This is a genomic window from Microbulbifer sp. YPW16 (assembly GCF_021290385.1).
Taxonomy (GTDB): Bacteria; Pseudomonadota; Gammaproteobacteria; order Pseudomonadales; family Cellvibrionaceae; genus Microbulbifer; species Microbulbifer zhoushanensis.
This window is the reverse complement of the sequence record NZ_CP089928.1, coordinates 2,210,355-2,229,895: the sequence shown is the minus strand read 5'-3', so window position 1 is coordinate 2,229,895 and position 19,541 is coordinate 2,210,355. Positions and strand designations below refer to the sequence as shown.

Here is a 19,541-nt window from a genome sequence, read left to right as displayed (position 1 = left end):
TCGCCAACGCCCGGCCAACCTAGCCCAATCTCCCCAATTAATGACCTAAAACTGCTAAGCGCCGGCCGAAACCATTGTCGCCTACGGGAAAGTTATATCCCTTAGTAGAACTCCATCGATCAAAATTCAATCGAAAATGGCGCTCTACATACATCACTTGCAGCACCTTACTGTATATATAGACAGCCGCTGCGAGCTCGCGTATCGTTCAGTTTATGTAACATAACATTGGTGTGCAAAAAATGAGCATAGGCAGTAGCGGCCGCATCGTCATAGAGATTGAGCCGGATCTAAAGCAAAAACTCCATAGCGCATTACGAGAAGACGGTGTCAATTTGAAGTCTTGGTTTTTAGAAAATGTGGACCATTTTTTGTCCGGGCGGGCGGGGCAAGATAGTGCCGAAACGCGTATGAGAGAGAATTTAAAAGGTACCAATCGTGAAATTTAATGTCGACAGTATGGCTTTTGGACGTCATGAAACCTTTGCTCTGAGATATGGTTGGCTGTCCAAGGGTTTCAACGCTATTCTAAGCAGCAAAAAGGGTGCCAAGGTATTCGAAGACGATGATGCGACCGTAGTTCTCGGTGTTGGCAAGAACATGGTCACCTCCATACGGTATTGGCTACGTGCCTGTGGAATGACCGATGCTGTTTCTGGAGCGCCGACAGAATTGGGTGTCGCTCTGCTAAGTGAAAACGGATTCGACCCCTATTTAGAAGATGAAGCTACTGTTTGGCTATTGCATTGGTTGTTAGTGAGCAATACCGGACTCGCTACATCATGGTATTGGTTCTTCAATCGTTTTCATAAGCCTGAATTTACCGGACAAGAGTTGGCGACTGCCTTAGTCGACTTCGTGCATGATCAAGTCATTGCTAAAAAGAAGCCCGCGGCAACGACGATAAAAAATGATGCTGGATTGCTTACCAGGATGTATACGCAATCCAAAGGGAATACCCGAACCCCACTAGAAGATGCTTTGGATTCCCCATTTGCATTATTGAAGCTAGTAACACAGTCTGCTGGCGGACGTAGTTACCAGTCTCGTCCCATGGCGCGCCCCGAACTGCCTGTGGGAGTCCTTGGGTTTGCGATCTGCCAGTTGCTTGAAGCCAAAAAAACCACCGTTGTTCCTATCGAAGACTTGATGTACAGCCGTGATGAGTATGTTGCGCCCGGATCCGTATTTAGGTTAACGGAAGCTTCCCTGGTTACAAAGTTAGAAGAGTTGACGGTATTTATTCCCGGAGTTTTTGAGATTCGCGATACAGCCGGCCAGCATCAGCTATATATGTCCGAGAGCATTGATGCAATGGATTTAATTAAGAAACACTACGCGCAATCTCAGCAAGAGAGGGTCGCATGAGTCTACTAGAAAAAGTAAAAGTTAATACGCACTATACTCGCTCTATTAATCTAGAGCGTGACGCAGACTCGTTGGATGTCGTTAAATCCTATATTCCGACCTCTCGCTCTCTAAGCTTGTTTCGCCGTATCGCCGAGGGCTTTTCATATGAGCAGGCTCCAAGGGCCTGGTCGGTAGTTGGTCCATATGGTTCCGGTAAGTCCTCATGTCAGGGGTTTTCTGCCCACCTTTTGTCCGACCCCACTGAAAAGACGACAAAAGCTGCTGTTAATACCCTAAAATCCGTCGCGCCTGAACTTTCAAAGTTGTTCGCGAAGGAAGTCAAAGGTACAAGAGGGTATTTAAAAGTCCTGATCACGGGTTCGCCAGAGCCGATGGCGAATAAGATAGTCAAAGGTATGCTTGTCGCTGCAGAAAAGTTTTGGTCTGCACAGGCTGGCGCCAAGCCCAGAGTTATTAAATTACTGAAAGAGGAAAGTGAGAAGCCTGGTGTATCGACAACGACTGTAATAGCTCTTGTCAAGAAGTTACAAGTTGCCTTACTAAAAGCAAGCAGTAACGGAATATTCCTAGTTATTGATGAGCTAGGGAAGTTTCTAGAGTATGAAGCACGCCACTATGGCGCTAACGATATTTACCTTCTCCAGGCCTTGGCCGAGCACGCCTGTGAGCAAGGGGAGAGTAAGCTATTCCTCTTTGTGCTCTTGCATCAATCATTTGACCAGTATGCAAAGGGGCTTGGAGAGAGCCTTAAAAATGAGTGGTCTAAAGTTCAGGGCCGCTTTGAGGAAGTCCCCTTCTTAGAATCGAGCGAACAGACGCTAAGAATTGTTAGCGCTGCATTTTCTCAGAATTTTTCAAAAAAAGAAGATCAAGTAATCACCAATTACACAAAAGCGGTGGTTGGAGCCTTGAATGCTGAGGACGCGCTACCGGGCGTTTTAGATGAAGCGTCCGCCACGGAGCTTTTTAAAAGCTGCTATCCGTTACACCCAGTCAGCGCGATTCTCTTGCCGGTTTTGTGCCAAAAGGTCGCGCAAAACGAACGGACCTTGTTTAGTTATCTGGGGAGTCACGAAGAGCACGGCCTGCAGGATATGCTGAGCCGTATTGATAATGTCGATGGCTGGATATATCCCCATCACATCTATGATTACTTCATTACCAATCAGCCGGCGGCTCTTGGAGACTACACCACTCACCGACGTTGGGCTGAAGTAGTAACTTCTATAGAACGGCTTGGGGACGCACCTGAATATCAGATTAATATGTTGAAGACAATTGGCATATTAAACATTGTTGGCGCAAAAGGCGGATTTAAAGCTTCGAAATCGATCCTGCAAAGCTGTTCTAGCTCCCTCAAAAGAGTCGGGATTAAGCCGCTTGTTGAAAAATCAATTATCACATATCGAAAATTTAGCAACGAATATCGAGTGTGGCAGGGAAGTGATTTTGATTTAGAAGCTGCCGTTGAGGAGGAATTAAATAACCTGGGTGAGTTCTCGCTCGCGGAACAGCTGAATAAAGAAAAAGCGCTAATGCCTATAGTGGCGAGAAAGTACACAATCCGAAGTGGCGCCTTACGCTATTTCTTCCCCGAGTTCATTGACGCCCAGACTTACAAAAGATCTGAAGTTCAAGCAGAGCAACCTAGAATCTTATTCTACTTAGCTGCCGCACAAGATGATGAAAAATATTTTCTGAGTGATATCGCAAACTACTATTCGATCTTGGACATCACCTCACTCTGCCTTAATGGGAGCCAGCTGCGAGAAGCAACAGCCGAAGTACTTGCGTTAAGACAAGTCCAGATTAATCGACAGGAATTAAATACCGACCCTGTCGCTAAGAGGGAATTTGAGGATCGGCTCACAGCTGCCGAAAGTGCACAGTCTGTCTTGTTACAGGACCTGTTAGATCGGCCAGAACAAGCATTATGGTATCACGCGGGCAAACAGCTTACGGTCTCAAGCAAGCGAGAGTTTCAAGAGGCTGTATCATACGTTCTTGCTAATGCATATAACAAATCGCCATTTTTGCACAATGAATTGATTAATCGCGATCGGCCATCTTCCCAGGCAAACGCAGCTCGAAACAAACTTATGGTGGCGATGCTGAACCACGCCGACCAAGTCGACTTGGGTATACGCAAGTTTCCGCCGGAAAAAGCCATCTACCGCTCAATATTGCGAGAGACAGGAATCCACTGCCAGAGAACATTGAATTTCTGTGTACCGCCGAAAACTTCGACCTTATACCCAGTTTGGCAGCGGATAGAGGATTTCTTAGACCAAACAGAAAAAGCGCCAAAATCGTTTGCTGAACTTAATCAGGAGTTGATAGCGCCACCCTATGGCGTTAAAGCTGGTGTGTTGCCAATCTTGTATATGGCGGTTTATGTAGTTTATCAGCATGAACTTGCCTTATACGAAGAGCGGCGCTACCGTCCGTTTTTTACGGAAGAGATGGTAGAGCGGTTTGTTAAACGCCCTGACGAGTTTACAGTCCAGCGGTTTAGGATCTCTGGCCTACGAGCTTCTATCTATGAAGAGTACTGCAAGGTCATCCAGGGTGGCGACCAGGCAAAGAGAACAGTTATCCAGCTCGTTAGACCACTAGCAAGTTGGATGGGTGCCCTAGAACCATATACACAGAAAACCAATAGTCCCGATATAAGTGAGAAGTCCAAGCGAGTGAGGGGGGCCTTCCAGCTAGCTAAATCGCCGGAGAACTTGCTATTTGAAGGCCTGCCAAAGGCCCTAGGGTACGAGAGCGAACTAAAGCAAAAAGAACCTAATTTGGAGGGTATGGCAGCATCTCTACAGGAATGCCTGCAAGAGCTAAAGTCGGCGTATCCCAAGATGCTGGAAAAGCAAGTTCGTAACTTATCAAAAGCCCTTCATATGGATGAAGGGCAGAATCTTTCGGACCTTCGAAGAAAAGCAATCGGGCGCTATGAGGGGCTTGACCAGCATACAGTTGACATTGATGGACTTCGGGCCTTCATAAAACGGCTGACTAAACGGGAGGGGGATGACGCCTCTTGGTTAGAAAACATCCTCATGTTTTTAGGCAGAAAGCCATCCGCTAAGTGGACCGACACAGACGTGGGTGAGGCAGATGTCAAGTTGAGTGACTTTGCTAAGCGAATTTTAGATCTAGAGACCTTACGGCTGCATTATGATCGATCCGCAGAAAAGCTCGAAGGTGACTTTGATGTTATTTTGCTCAAAACTCTTAAAAAAGGCCAGGAGCCGATCGACGAGGTAGTAGCGATTGACCAAGCGCGACATGAAGCGATTCAGGGCGTAAAGAATTTACTTAAGAAAACCTTGCAATCGCATAATGACAGTGAGCTACAGCTCGCGGCACTTGCGGAGTTAGTCGACGAATTCCTAAATGAAAGACAATTTGCCACTCAAAATAAAGGTAGCAAGGCGAGGAAGAGAAATCTAACGAGGGTACGTAATGGCTGAAAAGATGTCGATAAAAGAGGCCGCAGCGGTTAATGGCTCTAGACACGTACTGGGCATATCCGGCGGGAAAGATAGTGCCGCACTAGCAATTCACATAAAGCTACGCTATCCAAAAATCCACGAAAAAGTCGAATACTTTTTTACTGACACTGGCGCTGAACTACAGGAGATTTATGATTTTCTCGATCGACTAGAGTCTTTTCTCGGAAAAGAAATTATACGATTAGATAGTGGAAGAAGCTTTGAGCACTGGCTGAAAGTACATAACGGCTATTTGCCATCGGCCAAACAGCGCTGGTGCACTCGTGTCATGAAGATCCGGCCATTCGAGGAATTTGTTGGAGACGATCCTGTAATAAGCTATATCGGCATAAGGGCGGATGAAAATCGCGAAGGTTACATTAGCCAGAAAGAATCTATCAAGGCGGTATTCCCTTTCATTGATGATGGCCTTGTCCGCGATGATATTTTTCAAATACTAGAAGATACCGTTGGTATACCCGAATATTACAAGTGGCGCTCAAGGTCGGGATGCTACTTCTGCTTCTTTCAACGACAGGACGAATGGCTAGGCTTAAAAAGGAACCACCCTGAGTTGTTTGAAAAGGCCAAGGAATTCGAGCAGCGTGAGCGCAAGAAGTTCGACTGGCAAGATGGGGAAGTAGCAGTCGGGGGCTATGGATATACATGGTCCTCACAAGGTACCATTGATGAGTTAGTCGCCCGCGCTGAGAAAAGAGAAAAAGAGCAAGGGATAATTGCAAGTTCTAAGACTTCTTCTGTTAGATGGCAAGATATTTTACGTGAGTCTGATGATGATGACGCCGATGATCAGGCTTGTTTAATTTGCTCGCTATAGATGAAGAGGATGTGACCTTGATTATTGAGATACTAAATGCATATTCCTATGGTGAGCTGTCATCACTGATTGGCAAGGATATTATCGGCGAATACGAGAAACTGATAGGTCGGCCGGTTGAAAAATCGGATTTAATTAGCGCTGTTCATACGTTATACGGATTCGAGCTTGTTTCTCAAAAAGATCAGCGCGAAAAGTTGATTGACCGGATGAGCCAGGAACAAGTCCAAACCATTATCAATACTTTTCTTAATGAAAAGGGGATTTCAATAGACAGTGATTTGGACAAATTTGAAGTCCTTATTCATCTGGCAAATCGATGGCCGGAACGCTTTATTTCATTTTTTGGCTATCAAGATGCGGCTGACTTCGCTTTAACCGCTGTATCAAGCGTTAAGGGAATTTCAAGGATTGAAAGCTCTTATCCCATGTATCCGTATCAGCAGCGGATGGTTAAAAAAGTTAATAGTGTAATTGCTTCATCGAAAGAGCATAGATGTCTACTTCACCTGCCAACAGGTGCAGGTAAAACTAGAACTGCTATGAATATAGCAGCGGAGCACCTTAGAGAAAATGAAAACGGCTTAGTATTATGGCTGGCCGACACATCAGAGCTTTGCTCACAAGCCTCGGAAGAATTTGCTAAAGCCTGGTGTAGCTTGGGCAATCGAGACACTAAGTTATATGCATATTATTCTAATACCAATATCTCCCTAGGTGGAATAGATAGCGGTTTTCTTGTGGCAGGTTTACAGAAGCTTAACGCTGCTCGTGGAAGCGATGAGTATAGAATACTATATGAACAACTAAGAAAATATGTAACGCTGATCATTTTTGATGAGGCGCACAAAGCTATTGCTCCTACTTATGCAAAAACTGTCAGCGATATGATTAATGCCAAGAAAAAAACTTTCTTACTTGGCTTAAGTGCTACACCAGGAAGGAAGCTAGAGCATAATAGTGATGAAGATGAAAAGTTGACGAGCTTTTTCCATGGCAACAAGATCACTATGCAGGTCGCAGGGTATGAATCACCAATAAAATACCTGGTTGAGGAAAAATATTTAGCGAAGGCCAACTTTAAGAACATTGAATATAACGGCAAAAAAATACTTTTGGCTGAAGAGTTCTCTAACCAAAAGCGTAGTAATGAAATTAGACAGGCGCTCTCTGAGGATGAAAACAGGAACTTAAAATTACTAGAAGTCATTAAGCAAGAGTACGAAGCGGGGAGCTCAATAATTGTTTTTGCCTGTAGCGTCGAACATTCTATAGCCCTAGCTTCTATGCTTGCATTTAGTGGAGTCAAAGCATATTCACTTGATAGCAAGTATGATAATGATGAAACTCGAAGGTATAAGATTTCCAATTACTCAAATGGGAATGTCCGAGTTTTAATTAACTATAATATTCTTACAGCAGGCTTTGATGCTCCAATTACAAATGTAGCAGTTATCGCAAGGCCGACAGATTCTCTCGTTCAATACTCTCAAATGGCCGGGCGTGCGATGCGCGGTCAGCGGAGCGGGGGGAACAAGGAATGTAATATTTATACTGTGAGGGATGATATACCAGCATTCACTAGTGTAGCGCAGGCATTTACCCACTGGGATCGCCTTTGGAACGAAGTTTAACAAAAATAGAGAATTAAGTTATGAGTAGACCATTTATTAGGGGACAAGTCGCCATTGATTCAATGCGAGATAACGGATTTCTGAGTGCTGCTCACGCCCTCGCGGAGCTGATGGATAATAGTATCCAAGCAGGAGCGGATAGGGTTGAACTTATAACTTTTGAAATAAAGAAGGATGCTAGAGGCAATGGCGAGAGGGCTACTAAAAGAATTGAAAAAATTGGGGTGTTAGATAATGGTCGCGGCATGTCTCCAGAGACACTTCACCTGGCATTGGAGTTCGGCGCATCTGAAAATAGAAAGGATAGTCTAGGTATTGGCAAGTTTGGCATGGGCCTTCCGAACTCCTCTATCTCTCAATGCAAGCATGTTGATGTATGGAGCTGGGAGAGACCAGGTGAAATATACTATACGTATCTTGATATCGATGAAATCAAAGACGGACAACTTGAAACTATCCCCGAGCCAGTAAAGAAAGCAATACCTGACGACCTTTTAGGCGCTTGTGGTGAATCGCTTCCTAATTCTGGAACGCTGGTTTTATGGAGCAAAATCGATAGATGCCAGTGGAAGACCGGGAAGTCAATTTTTAAGCATACACAAGATATTGTTGGCCGTATGTATCGTAACTTCCTCAGCTCTGAAAAGGTTTCGATTCGCTTCAAATCAACGGAGTCAAATGGATCAATCTATATCGTTAGTGAAGAACATAAGTTTTCAGCCAATGATCCTCTATATCTAATGAAGAACACCTCACTTCCAGAGCTCCCTGGGGATTTTAAGGGGGAAACGATGTTTGAGCTGTGTAACGACTGCCAATACGAGTTTAATATTGCTGATGAGCACGGCAGAAAACAAGCTGTGAAGATTACCGGCACAGTTCTAAAAAAATCAGTACTTGACGAAATCAGAAAGACAACTACTAAGACCGTTGGCCACACGCCTTGGGGTAAGCATGCTGCCAAGAACATGGGGCTTTCAGTTGTTCGATCCGGTCGAGAACTTGCATTAACTGCCGAATTTATTAAGCCTGAGGCGAAAGATAAGGGTTGGGCAAGATTTTATGGTATTCAAGTGGAGTTTAGCCCCTCTCTCGATAACATTTTTGGCGTGACTAACAATAAGCAACATGTGGTCAATCTAAGGCCAATGAAAGCGTCAGAAGATTATGAAAGGGAAGGCTTTGATTCTGAGCAGGATTATTACTCAGATCTTCGTGCGAATAATGATCCCAAGCTGAGAATCTATGAAATCGTACGGCATATTAAGGAAGTCGAGACCAAACTTATTAATCGAATTCGAGCATATGATTTCAAAGGTGCTGCTAGCGGTCCGCAAGGATCTGAGGAGCATGAGCGAGGAGGGGTCAATCCAGTAACGGCTGCGGTGAATATTAAGCATAAAGAACGCGAAGAAAAGCACCCAACTGAGTCCCCTTCAATTACCAAAGAAGAAATTGAGAGAGAACTCCAAGGAATCGGCGCCGAAAATGCCCAGGAAAAGGCGAAGACCATCTTAGATCGTCAGCTTCAGGTTTGGGTGGAAGAAGTCCCGATGGCAACCAACGCCTTCTTCGATGTGTCGACTAAGAAAGGTTGGACGCTCCTGCAAATTAATTCTAACCATGTATTTTCAACCCAAATACTTAAAAAAATTCCGGACAGCCAAAAAGAGGCCCTTGAAATTTGTTTGGCCGGTTGGGCGCGTATGGAAAGAGAGTGTACTAGTCAAAGGCGGCTTGAACAGTTGCAAATGGCTAGAAGGGACTGGGGCCAGCTGTTAGATGATTATTTGGGTAGTGATGGCGAAGATGTCTAAGGAAGTAATCCATGCTTCTAGACAGTTCCCAATTTGCAGAGCAGTTATTCAAGTCGATTTCCAGTTGCCATAAATCATTTAAGGTTTGTAGTGCCTTTATCAAATTAATGGCACTGCATGACGATAGGTTCACAGCGAAACTTAATGACAAGGATGTTGAAGTTATCGCTAGATGGCAAAAGCATGATCTACTTTCTGGCGCATCCGACTTGGACGTTTATGCACTATGTAAAAGATATGGTTGGAAGTTTGGGATTGACCTCAATTTGCATGGGAAAATTTTTCTCATTGACGATACGGATATTTTCCTTGGCTCCGCGAATCTAACACAGAAAGGCTTGCATATTGGCTTGGCCGGAAACCACGAATTTGGAACAAAAATTTCTGCTGAACAGGCCGATCTGAAAAAAATTAGTGAGTTCATAAATTCAGAGGTCACTTGGATGACTGACGAATTATATGAAATGATTTCTAATGAGGTCCAGAGATCCAAAAAAGATAAAACGCCGGTTACTTCAGTTCATTGGTCGAGAGCTATCGATGAAATTGTCCAGAAACCTGTAAAGTTTCTTTGGGTCCGAGAGCTTCTATTCACAACACCTTCCGATCTTCTGACACTTAACTTGGATGACGAGAAGTGTGCACATGACTTCGAGCTGTTAGGTCTCAACATAGACGATATTTGCAAAGATTCATTGAGACGTGCATTTAAGCGTCAGCGCCTCTACAGATGGATGCACTCTATAGTGAGGGACGACAGTTTGAGCTTTGGTGCTGTCTCGGCCCGATTGCACGCAGCCATTCTCGACGATCCTAAACCGTATAGAATCGATATAAAAACATACAACCGAATATTATTTGAATGGGCTGAATTTCTTGATAGTGACTTTGAAGTGTGCCAGCCAAATTACTCTCAAGTATTAAGCCTAAAGAGATAAAAATACATGGCGAAGCTACTGCAAGTTGGGAAGCCGGCTAACGATGCTGAAAAGTGGGCCTTTGATTTCCTAAAAAAAGAACTCCCAGAGCACTATATCATCGTCGCAAACGTTGACGTCTATTCGGATCACGGACAGCCATTTGAGTGCGATGCAATCATTGTTGGAGACTGGGCTATATATATAGTTGATGTAAAAGGCTACCAAGGTAGGCTAAGTGCTGGCAAAGACGTATGGCTTCATGGTAGCAGGAGCGTTGAAAATCCACTGCCAAAATTACATCAAAACGCGCGAACCTTAGCATCGAGGTGTCGTTTAAAGCTTAGGCAGAATCAACATGCACCTTGGTGCCAAGGTGTTGCATTTATTACGGGCGGATTGGGTGGAGAAATTGCTTTAGTCAAAGGTGAGAATAGTCTGCCTGTCTATCATAAAAGTAATATTATTCAAGCATTAACCTCCCCTAATTATGTAACAGCTTTTCACAAGCACAAATTGCAAGAATCGCAAAAGGAAATCGCTTTAAGTGCTATCTGTGATTTCAAGCTACTAAGAGAACAAGAGCAGAAAGTCGGCAACTACACAAAGAAAAAGCTGCTCTCGATTGATGATGACATGGAACTATGGGTGGTAGAGCCAGAAGGTCATACTTTTAATTTTCAGTACTGGATGAAGTTTGTCGATATATCTGGAAAGAGCTCATCTAAAATAGCGGAATTACGTGCTCGACTTAAAAAGGAGTTCTATCTGCTAAGTGAATTAGCTGACTTACCGGCGGTCCCTGCGGCATTGTCTTATCACGATGACGGAGAGTCTATTGCCTTAGTGCACCAGAATATTGTTGGGCACTCTTTGTCGGAATTGGATCACTTTGATAAAAGAAGGGTGATGTTAGATGTCGCTTCAGCGCTTATTGAAATGTCCAAAAAAGGCATTCATCATCGCGCACTTTCCTTAGAGAACATCTTTTTATCTGATGATGGAAAGGTTCAGTTACTGGACGTCGGGTATGCTCGGTCAAGACAAGCCAAAACTCTCGTTACTGCCGGCCAGCTAGAAAATCCTTGGCTTCCACCTGAGTATATTGAAAGCGGCGTCTACACTACAGGTTCTCTGAGTTACCAGTTTGCACATATTTTCTTGCCCAGAATTTCCAGTAATCCCCCCGCTTCGGCTTCGACGCTTGATTTCGTGAGTGAAAGGTATTGCCTGGAAAAATCACACCTGGATCCATCAATTGCAGAAGCATTTGAATGGCTTTCGGGTGCCTGTAATATTGATGAGTCTGTTAGACCACAACTCGAAGACTTTATTGAGTGCTTTGGTAGTGAAGCAAATGAATCCAGTGAAATCGAAGAGTTCCGATTTCGGCCGGGTGCCAAAATCAACGATAAATATGAATTAATTGATTGTATCGGAAGGGGAGGTACTTCTTCAATTTGGAGGGCTAAACATCTACTTGGTGAGTATATTTGTTGCTTAAAGGTCGTAGATACATTTGATGGCGCTGATCAGCTGGCAAGAAAAGAGTTTGAGGTGCTTAGAGTTCTATACCACCCACACATTGTAAGAATATTTGATCTTGATGTAATACATAACAGTGATCAATACTTTTTAACTTGTGAATACCTTGAAGGTGATACTTTAGATCAGACTGAATTTTCTTCTAGTGGGGAACTCCTTAACTACTTCCGGCAAATATTGAGTGCGCTTCAATACCTACATCGTCTTGGAAGAATTCACAAGGATATTAAGCCAGAAAACATCATTATCAGCCACGGCAATGCTAGTATTATCGATTTTAACATATCTATGCTCGACAGTAGGTTAATAGGGACAACTAGATATAAAGATCCTACAGTTAAAGCATCAGGGTGGACATATTTTTCCGATATTTATTCTCTAGTGGTCACATTTGCTGAGGCTTTATCAAAACAACATCCTTTTGTTGAAAATGATGATATACCGAGTGTTGATTGCACGCCTCAGCTCATGAAAACAAGCTCAAGCTTTCCTGCAGTTGTTAGATCTAAATTTGATCAGGTATTAAGAGGCGATGTCAACTGGGATGGAATTCAGGATTATTGCTCTTGGTTTGGTATATCTGATCGGCTTGAACTCGAGATTCCCGAGCGAATTTTGATTCAGTGGAATATAAATAAGGGCTACATGCTTAAAGTTTTAAAGTGTATGTTAGCCGATATGCAACCAAGGTCTAGACAAGTTATTGTTCGCAACACTCTTAAGGCAAACGATATCGTTGGTAACAAGCCAAATAAGAAATCCGTAAGCTCTGCAATCAGCGCTCTTAAGTCCTCAAATGTAGTTGAAGAGCATGGAGCTAAAATCAGGCTCACCAATAGTTTTCTTCAAGCATGGGAAGACAGTCAACCAGCATTCGGTAAGTGAATTATCATGGATTTTCCTACATTTAGAGATCTAGTACACCAGATTGAAGTGGGAAAACAGCTTCCTGATGCAGTGTATGTGCATGTATCTGCCTTTAGCACGTTGCCCGACGAATTACACTCAGTCGTAATTAAGATTGCAAGAGCTCTTAAAATTCCAGATGATATCTGGAATGTCATAAAATTCAACAAACGAGATTTCAAAGTTACTCTTTTAAACTACCCAGGATTTGAGTGTGACAGTTATCCCTCTTTACATCAAAGCTATACCATCGACCTTGAGAGGCTGACAGTAAGAAAGGCCGACTACTCCAAATCCGATAACCCACCTATTCTGCATCGGAAGGAAGCTTTTGTAGCTGAGACACATTCTCTTATTAAGGTTTTTGAAGAAATTACACGAGAAGGTGAGTCGGTAGGCCTTTATGAAAACGCTAGGAATATCGGGTTCAAGCAAAACTGGGAACGACTTATTAAGAAAAAGGGCTATGCCCTGAATAGTGATGGGCGACTTGTCCGCTTATCTGAAAAACGATACTCGCTAGAGAGCTCGGAGTGCGGAGGAAAAATCGATCGACATCTGACAGCAATAGATCGTAATCAGCTCTCTCAACCAATGCAAATTTTAGCGAGGCATAACTATCTCGATGGTGAATATAGCATTCTCGATTATGGTTGCGGAAAAGGTGACGATTTAAGAGAGCTTGAGGCTCATGGAATTGATTGCTCTGGATGGGACCCAGTCCATAACCCTGAAGGGCAGTTAATCAGCAGTGCCGTCGTGAATCTTGGCTTTGTATTAAACGTCATTGAAGATCGAGATGAAAGAGATGAAACGCTAAGAAGAGCATATGAGTACGCTGAAAAGATTCTGATTGTGTCGGTAATGATTGCCGGGGACAGTGTGACCAGTCAATTTAGACAATATAAAGACGGCGTTGTCACTTCCCGGAATACTTTCCAAAAGTATTACTCTCAGGGCGAATTTAAGCTTTATGTTGAAACGACACTGGAAGAAAATGCCATCCCTGTGGGTCAGGGGATATTGCTGGTATTTAAAGACAAAATCGAAGAACATTTGTTTCTCGCTGAGCGGCAATATGTTCGTCGTTCCTGGAAACAGAAAACGCAGCGAGAAATTGAGCTCCGTAAAACCCGTGTACAAAAAGATGTTATTGAGAAGAATATCGAGCTTTTTGCCGACTACTGGGAAGCAAGCCTTGAGTTAGGTAGGATTCCAGCAAGTGACGAATTTGAATTTTCGAGACAAATTAGAATAATAGCAGGATCTCATTCCAAGGCTCACCAGGCTCTCATTGAATATTTTGGTGCTAAATTATTTAATGAAGCGCGTCAAAAGCGTAAAGAAGACCTACTTGTATATTTTGCTCTCGGACTGTTTGAGAAGAGAAGGCCACAATCAAAAATGCCGATAAGCTTAAAGCGCGATATTAAGGCGTTCTTTGGCTCATCCGTGGCTGCAGTCGATGAAGCTAGAGAGCTTTTATTTTCTGTCGGCAACACCGATGTTGTTGAGGCGGCATGTCTAGAGGCATACCAGCGATTTAATTGCGGCCATTTAGAAGACGGCCATAGCTACACCTTTCATAAAGGCCTATTAGGTGAGGCTCCCGTATTGCTGCGTATTTACATTGGCTGCGCCACACAACTTTATGGTGATCTTGATGATATTCAATTAATAAAAGCTCACTTTACGTCCGGCAAAGTAAGTTTAATGGGCTATAAAGAATGGTCGGCGCACACTCCAAAACTGGTTGAGCGAATTAAAATTAGATTGCGTGATCAGGAGGTTGACTATTTTGACTATGTTGGGAAGTACTCACCTCCTCCCCTCAATAATAAATCTGATTTCATTAACGAGAAGTTATTTAAATCAATAGGAATTGCTGAGTGACGTTTTCTAAATTTGGAGAGTTCTCTTAGTAGCCAAGGCAATTCAAGATGATTTTGACTTCGGTGTCCCAAGCGGTGGCTCTCATCCGGCCTCCGAAGGCCGAAGAATCGTAAGAGTCTAAGGGCTGTAACGTCCCTGGCGGGCTTCGCGCTATCGCGCTCGTTTCAAATTGCTTTCGCAATTTGTCGAACCACATCGGTGGTACTGTCTCAAATGTATCCATGCATTTGACCCTTCGGGTGCCTTCGGCAGACCAAAACGCTCCCGGCGTTTTGTCATCCGGCCCTAAAAGTGCTCCGCAGGGGGTTGTTTGCGGCATAGAGAGCGGTGGTTAGGCGGAATAATCGGAATAGCCTAGGGGCTATTCCGACCCTTCGGGCTTCGCGCGTTGCGCTCGTTTCAAATTGCTTTCGCAATTTGTCGAACCGCGGTGGTTCTCATCCGCCACCAGACACCAAGCATAAAAAAAGCCCCGTCCGTGAGGACGGGGCTTTGTTTTATGGTGCCCGGAGGCGGAATCGAACCACCGACACGGGGATTTTCAATCCCCTGCTCTACCGACTGAGCTATCCGGGCTTCGCTGTTTGCGGGGCTTCCCCTGCGTCGCGAGGCGCGTATTAAACCCGCTCTGGATGAGAGAGTCAACCCCTTGATTGCACAATAGTTTTTCCGGTTAGCGAGTGCTCACTATTTGGCCGCCTGGGGGGCGGTAAGTGGGTCTGGGCGCCCGCTTTCCAGTCTAGCTGCTCTCCGCTAGTTCGCTTACTGCTCTTCCGGTGGGACGTAGCCTTCGGCGGCGTCGTAGCTTTCGCCGCTCAGGAACTTCTGCATCTGCTCCGCCAGGTAGGCGCGGGTGGAGGGTTCCATCATGTTGAGGCGCTTTTCGTTGATGAGCATGGTCTGGTGGGCCAGCCATTCCTGCCAGGCCTTTTTGGAGACGTTCTCGAAGATGTCCTGGCCTTTGGGGCCGGGCATGGGGGGCGCGTCCAGGCCTTCGAGTTCCTGTTGGTATTTGCGACAGAATACGGTTCTGGACATGTTGGTCTCCGGGGTTGGGTTGTTTGGTTTTGCCGTGGCCGTGGCGTCCGTCGGTTATCGCAGCCAGCGGCCGCTCTTACGGGTCAGTGCCTCGATCTGGTTTGATCGCGGCCATGGGCCGCTCCTACGGCGTTGTGGCGCGTTACATAGGCTCTAACAAGGGGGCGCGGAAGGCGTCCAGTTGTTTGGCCAGTTTGGCGATCGGGGCCGGCAGGCCCAGGTCCTGTGCCGCCCTGGGGCGGTTGAGCTGGCGCAGTTTATACCAGTCGCCGCCGGGCTCTGTCACCCGGCCGGCCTCCAGCTGACTCCGGCTGGCCAGCTGGATCCATACCGGGCTGATGTCCAGGTGGAAGTGGGTGAAGGTGTGGCGCATGGGGGGCAGCGGCTGTACCTGGCCGGCCTGGATATCCCGCGCGGCCAGCCATTCCTGGGCGCTGGCCTCCCCGCCGTCGTCGCCCTCCAGCTGCGGCGGTACCCACAGGCCGCCCCAGATGCCGCTGGGCGGGCGCTGTTGCAGGTAGAGGTCGCCGTCGTGCTCGATCAGCAGCATGGTGGTGAGGCGCACCGGTTTCTCTTTCTTGGGTTTCTTGCCCGGGTAGTCCTGCGGGTTGCCCTGGGCGCGGGCGATGCAGTCGCTGGCCAGGGGGCAGGTGTCGCATTTGGGTTTGCTGCGGGTACAGACGGTGGCGCCCAGGTCCATCATGGCCTGGGTGTAGTCGTTACAGCGCTTTGCCGGGGTGTAGGCCTCGGCCAGGGCCCAGAGTTCGTTGGCCACGCTGGTCTGGCCGGGCCAGCCGTCCACGGCGTGGAAGCGGGCCAGTACCCGTTTCACGTTGCCGTCCAGGATGGGGGCGTTGATGCCCATGCTGATGCTGGCGATGGCGCCGGCGGTGGAGCGGCCGATGCCGGGCAGGCTGGCCAGTGCCTCCACGTCCCGGGGGAATTCCCCGCCGTGTTCTTCCATCACCGTCTGCGCGCACTTGTGCAGGTTGCGGGCGCGGGCGTAGTAGCCCAGGCCGCTCCAGTGGGCCAGGACCCGGTCCTGGGAGGCGCTGGCCAGGTCTGCCAGGGTGGGGAAGCTGGCCATGAAGCGCTGGAAGTAGGGGATGACGGCGGTGACCTGAGTCTGCTGCAGCATGATTTCCGATACCCACACCCGGTAGGGGTTGATGTCCTGCTGCCAGGGGAGGTCCTTGCGGCCGTGTTGGTCGAACCATTTGAGGACGGCCTGGTGGAATTGGGTTGGGGACATCGCGGGTGGTGGTGTGGGGTTGCTGCGGGTTTGGGGAGTTTATCAGAGGTGGTGGGGGGTTGGCTTGGGGCAGAGGTTGGGGGTTGTGTCTGTGGTGGGTCGCGGCCAGCGGCCGCTCCTACGGGGTGTGTAAGGTTTCCTGGGGGGCGGATCTTGTATTCGGGCTTGTGCCTGCGGGTGGTTGGGCGCACACAAGGTGCGCCCCTACGGGTGTGGTGCATTGGTTGGGTTGGGTCGCGGCCATGGGCCGCTCCTACGGGGTGTGTAAGGTTTCCTGGGGGCGGATCTTGTATTCGGGCTTGTGCCTGCGGGTGGTTGGGCGCACACAAGGTGCGCCCCTACGGGTGTGGTGCATCGATTGGGTTGGGTCGCGGCCATGGGCCGCTCCTACAGGGGTGTGTAAGGTTTCCTGGGGGGCGGATCTTGTATTCGGGCTTGTGCCTGCGGGTGGTTGGGCGCACACAAGGTGCGCCCCTACGGGAGTGGTGCAGTGGTTGGGTTGGGTCGCGGCCATGGGCCGCTCCTACAGGGGTGTGTAAGGTTTCCTGGGGGGCGGATCTTGTATCCGCCCTTGTGTCTGCGGTGAGCAGGGCGCACACGAGGTGCGCCCCTACGGGGGATACGAACGGGGAAAGAAAAAGGCCCCCGGGTGGGGGCCTTTTTGTGGGCTGGGCTGAGGGGATCAGTTGCGGTCGAAGAGGCCTTTGAATTTGTCTTTCAGGTCGTCGACTTTTTCTTTGACCTTGTCGCCGTACTTTTTCTCGGCCTTGTACTTCAGTTCGTCGCGCAGCAGGTCGTCGGTGCGGCGGCTGTCGGGTTTACAGCTGCCGATGCCGGCGTCGGCGAAGCTGTCCTTGCAGCGCAGGGGCAGCGGGCGGTTGCGCCAGCGGTCGTTCTGCACGCTGCAGCCGCTGGCGGAGGTGCGCTGGCCCACCAGGGACAGGCCCAGGGCGAAGTCGAAGTCGGCCTTTTCCAGGTCCACTTCACCGTCACCGGTGAGCGCGATGTTCTCCACCCCGGCGAGGATTTCCTGCACCTTCACCTGGTCGCCCTCAACCTTGATGTTCACCCGCAGGTCCTGCAGGCGGGTCTGGGCGGGCCATTCCTGTTGTGACAGCGGGGTCTTCTCGACGAAGCTCACCAGCTGGCACATGCCCTTCTCCAGGTTGAACGGTGCCAGGGCCAGCTGCTGGCTGGATACCTGTACCGCGGCGCGCAGGTTTTTCTGCAGGTCCTGGTCGGTCTTGCCCTTGGTCTGGGCGGCCCAGTTGATGGTGGACTTGCCGGAGACCTGCACCCGGTCGCTGGGGAACAGCACCTGCTGCACCTTGGAGATCTCCACGCCCACCAGGCCGCCGGTGACCTGGCCGGTGGCGGTCTGGCCACGGGCGTTGAACTGGCCGTTGGTGCTGAACTCGCCGTCGTAGATATCGGCGCTCAGCTCCTGCAGCTGGTACAGGCCGTTGTCGATGTTCAGGCGCAGCAGCGGGGCGTCCAGCTGCAGCTCCAGTGCGTTGAGGCGCTCCAGGGCCAGCTCGATATTGGCGGTGAAGCCGCGCATGGCGGTGAGCGGCAGCTCAACAGGTTCTGCCGGCGGGGCTTCCTGCTCGGGTTGCTCCTCTTCCTGCGGCGAGGGCGGCGGCAGGTAGTCGTCCAGTACCAGGGCGCCGCCGCGCAGGGTCAGGTCGATGCCGGGGATCTCGGCGTTGCGCAGCTGGCCGCTGCCGGAGAACACGGTCTCGTCCAGCTGCAGCTGCAGCGGGGTCAGCTTGATCTCTTTCTCGGTGCCCTCGACGTTGGTTTCCATGCTGAACTTCTGCAGCGCGGAGCCGCTCTGGGTCACCAGCTCGGTGCCGGTGACTTCCAGCCACGGCCGCAGCGGGTTGGCCTCGGCGTTCATGGTGAACTGCAGCTGCCAGGGCTGGTCGTCGGCGCTGCGGCGCACGTGGCCGCGCAGGTAGAGCCTGGCCGCCGCCTCGCCGCTCTTGGCACGGAATTCAAACGGCTGCAGGCGCAGGCCGTTGAGGCCCTCGTCCACTGCCAGGGTGCTGTCGATATCCAGGGTTACCGGCTGTTTCAGCGCGCTGCCGCTGACTTCGGCAGTGGCCTGCACCTGGCCGGCATCGCCGCCGGGCACCAGGTTGTCGGCAGAGACGCTGAGTTTCTCCACGGTGTATTCGGTCTTGGCCTTGGCATCGGCATAGCGGATCACGCCGTCCTCGATGCGCAGCTTCTCCAGCGCCAGCTTCAGGTCCTGGGCGCCGGGCTCTTTCTCGGGCTCCACTTCCAGCTGCGGCGGTTCCTCGGCCTCGGCCTCGCGCTTGGCCTCCATGGCCTCGGTCAGCAGCTCCCAGTTGCCCTTGCCGGACTCGTCCACGCGCAGGTCGATCTGCGGGCCCAGCAGGACGATTTCCTGTGCCTCGATGCGCTTTTTCAGCAGCGGCATGACCGCCACGCCCACGGCGATGCGGTCGGCCTTTACCAGCGGCTGGTCCGGCACCGGCAGCGGCGCCAGCTGCACGCCTTCCAGCTCCAGCGCCAGGCTGGGCCAGATCTGCCAGCCGATATCGCCGTCCAGCTGCAGGGCCACGCCCTGCTTGGCGGCCATCTGCTCCAGCTGCGGTTTGTAGCGATTGATGTCGATGCCCCCCAGCAGCCAGGCGGCGGCGCCGGCCAGCAGCAGGAGGACGATCAGCAGGAATATCAGTGTGTTCTTGATCCAGGCCATGGAGTGGGTGATCCCTGTTATTTTCTGTGGCTGGCAGCGGGCTGCGGGAGGCGCCACGCACGGGCGCCGCACCGTCGCCGCTGCGCGTACTTCTTCATACGGTTGGGC

12 protein-coding genes and 1 tRNA gene are annotated in these 19,541 nt (G+C 49.0%); 9 read left to right on the top strand and 4 right to left on the bottom strand.

Translation table 11 applies throughout. The features are described 5' to 3' along the window. Nucleotides 1-242: 242 nt before the first annotated feature. Genes LVE68_RS09440 through LVE68_RS09400 form a run of 9 tightly spaced genes read left to right on the top strand, consistent with a single transcriptional unit; the run spans nt 243 to nt 14,415 of the window. The gene (locus tag LVE68_RS09440) at nt 243-449 is read left to right on the top strand and encodes a hypothetical protein (RefSeq protein ID WP_232939986.1); all 207 of its coding nucleotides are present in this window, start codon (nt 243-245) and stop codon (nt 447-449) included. After that, entirely contained in the window at nt 439-1,368 is a 930-nt protein-coding gene (locus LVE68_RS09435) for a DUF4007 family protein (protein WP_232939985.1), read from the top strand. Before LVE68_RS09440 ends, LVE68_RS09435 begins: the two co-directional genes overlap by 11 nt. Further along, the gene (locus LVE68_RS09430; RefSeq protein WP_232939984.1) at nt 1,365-4,844 is read left to right on the top strand and encodes a hypothetical protein; all 3,480 of its coding nucleotides are present in this window, start codon (nt 1,365-1,367) and stop codon (nt 4,842-4,844) included. Before LVE68_RS09435 ends, LVE68_RS09430 begins: the two co-directional genes overlap by 4 nt. Continuing rightward, entirely contained in the window at nt 4,837-5,703 is an 867-nt protein-coding gene (locus tag LVE68_RS09425; RefSeq protein ID WP_232939983.1) for a phosphoadenosine phosphosulfate reductase family protein, read from the top strand. The genes LVE68_RS09430 and LVE68_RS09425 overlap by 8 nt, the downstream gene beginning before the upstream one ends. An 11-nt stretch (nt 5,704-5,714) precedes the next feature. Continuing rightward, a complete protein-coding gene (locus tag LVE68_RS09420) occupies nt 5,715-7,337 on the top strand; it encodes a DEAD/DEAH box helicase (RefSeq protein ID WP_232939982.1) in 1,623 nt (540 codons plus the stop codon). 20 nt (nt 7,338-7,357) lie between these two features. Beyond that, nucleotides 7,358-9,154: an ATP-binding protein gene (locus LVE68_RS09415; protein ID WP_232939980.1), complete on the top strand. Its 1,797-nt coding sequence runs from the start codon at nt 7,358-7,360 to the stop codon at nt 9,152-9,154. A gap of 11 nt (nt 9,155-9,165) precedes the next feature. Beyond that, entirely contained in the window at nt 9,166-10,092 is a 927-nt protein-coding gene (locus LVE68_RS09410; RefSeq protein ID WP_232939978.1) for a phospholipase D family protein, read from the top strand. A gap of 6 nt (nt 10,093-10,098) precedes the next feature. Further along, nucleotides 10,099-12,501 carry a protein kinase domain-containing protein gene (locus tag LVE68_RS09405; protein WP_232939977.1) on the top strand — a complete coding sequence of 801 codons (2,403 nt, stop codon included), beginning with the start codon at nt 10,099-10,101 and terminating at the stop codon, nt 12,499-12,501. Nucleotides 12,502-12,507: 6 nt separating this feature from the next. After that, a complete protein-coding gene (locus LVE68_RS09400) occupies nt 12,508-14,415 on the top strand; it encodes a DNA phosphorothioation-associated putative methyltransferase (protein WP_232939976.1) in 1,908 nt (635 codons plus the stop codon). Nucleotides 14,416-14,915: 500 nt separating this feature from the next. Here the strand turns inward: LVE68_RS09400 and LVE68_RS09395 are convergent. The 4 genes from LVE68_RS09395 to LVE68_RS09380 form a co-directional block, all read right to left on the bottom strand. Then, nucleotides 14,916-14,991 (bottom strand) — tRNA-Phe (locus tag LVE68_RS09395). Between the two features lie 186 nt (nt 14,992-15,177). Continuing rightward, nucleotides 15,178-15,453 carry an oxidative damage protection protein gene (locus LVE68_RS09390; protein ID WP_232939975.1) on the bottom strand — a complete coding sequence of 92 codons (276 nt, stop codon included), beginning with the start codon at nt 15,451-15,453 and terminating at the stop codon, nt 15,178-15,180. Nucleotides 15,454-15,595: 142 nt separating this feature from the next. Further along, nucleotides 15,596-16,705, bottom strand: a complete 1,110-nt coding sequence (mutY, locus tag LVE68_RS09385; RefSeq protein WP_232939974.1) for an A/G-specific adenine glycosylase — start codon at nt 16,703-16,705, stop codon at nt 15,596-15,598. A gap of 682 nt (nt 16,706-17,387) precedes the next feature. Then, nucleotides 17,388-19,433 carry an AsmA family protein gene (locus tag LVE68_RS09380; protein ID WP_232939973.1) on the bottom strand — a complete coding sequence of 682 codons (2,046 nt, stop codon included), beginning with the start codon at nt 19,431-19,433 and terminating at the stop codon, nt 17,388-17,390. Nucleotides 19,434-19,541: the final 108 nt, after the last annotated feature.

Bases quoted from the DNA above. Each gene is read 5' to 3' on its own strand.
- LVE68_RS09405 (WP_232939977.1), top strand. From the start codon at position 10,099: ATGGCGAAGCTACTGCAAGTTGGGAAGCCGGCTAACGATGCTGAAAAG.
- LVE68_RS09390 (WP_232939975.1), bottom strand. From the start codon at position 15,453: ATGTCCAGAACCGTATTCTGTCGCAAATACCAACAGGAACTCGAAGGC.
- LVE68_RS09400 (WP_232939976.1), top strand. From the start codon at position 12,508: ATGGATTTTCCTACATTTAGAGATCTAGTACACCAGATTGAAGTGGGA.
- LVE68_RS09440 (WP_232939986.1), top strand. From the start codon at position 243: ATGAGCATAGGCAGTAGCGGCCGCATCGTCATAGAGATTGAGCCGGAT.
- LVE68_RS09430 (WP_232939984.1), top strand. From the start codon at position 1,365: ATGAGTCTACTAGAAAAAGTAAAAGTTAATACGCACTATACTCGCTCT.
- LVE68_RS09425 (WP_232939983.1), top strand. From the start codon at position 4,837: ATGGCTGAAAAGATGTCGATAAAAGAGGCCGCAGCGGTTAATGGCTCT.
- LVE68_RS09410 (WP_232939978.1), top strand. From the start codon at position 9,166: ATGCTTCTAGACAGTTCCCAATTTGCAGAGCAGTTATTCAAGTCGATT.
- LVE68_RS09415 (WP_232939980.1), top strand. From the start codon at position 7,358: ATGAGTAGACCATTTATTAGGGGACAAGTCGCCATTGATTCAATGCGA.
- mutY (WP_232939974.1), bottom strand. From the start codon at position 16,705: ATGTCCCCAACCCAATTCCACCAGGCCGTCCTCAAATGGTTCGACCAA.
- LVE68_RS09380 (WP_232939973.1), bottom strand. From the start codon at position 19,433: ATGGCCTGGATCAAGAACACACTGATATTCCTGCTGATCGTCCTCCTG.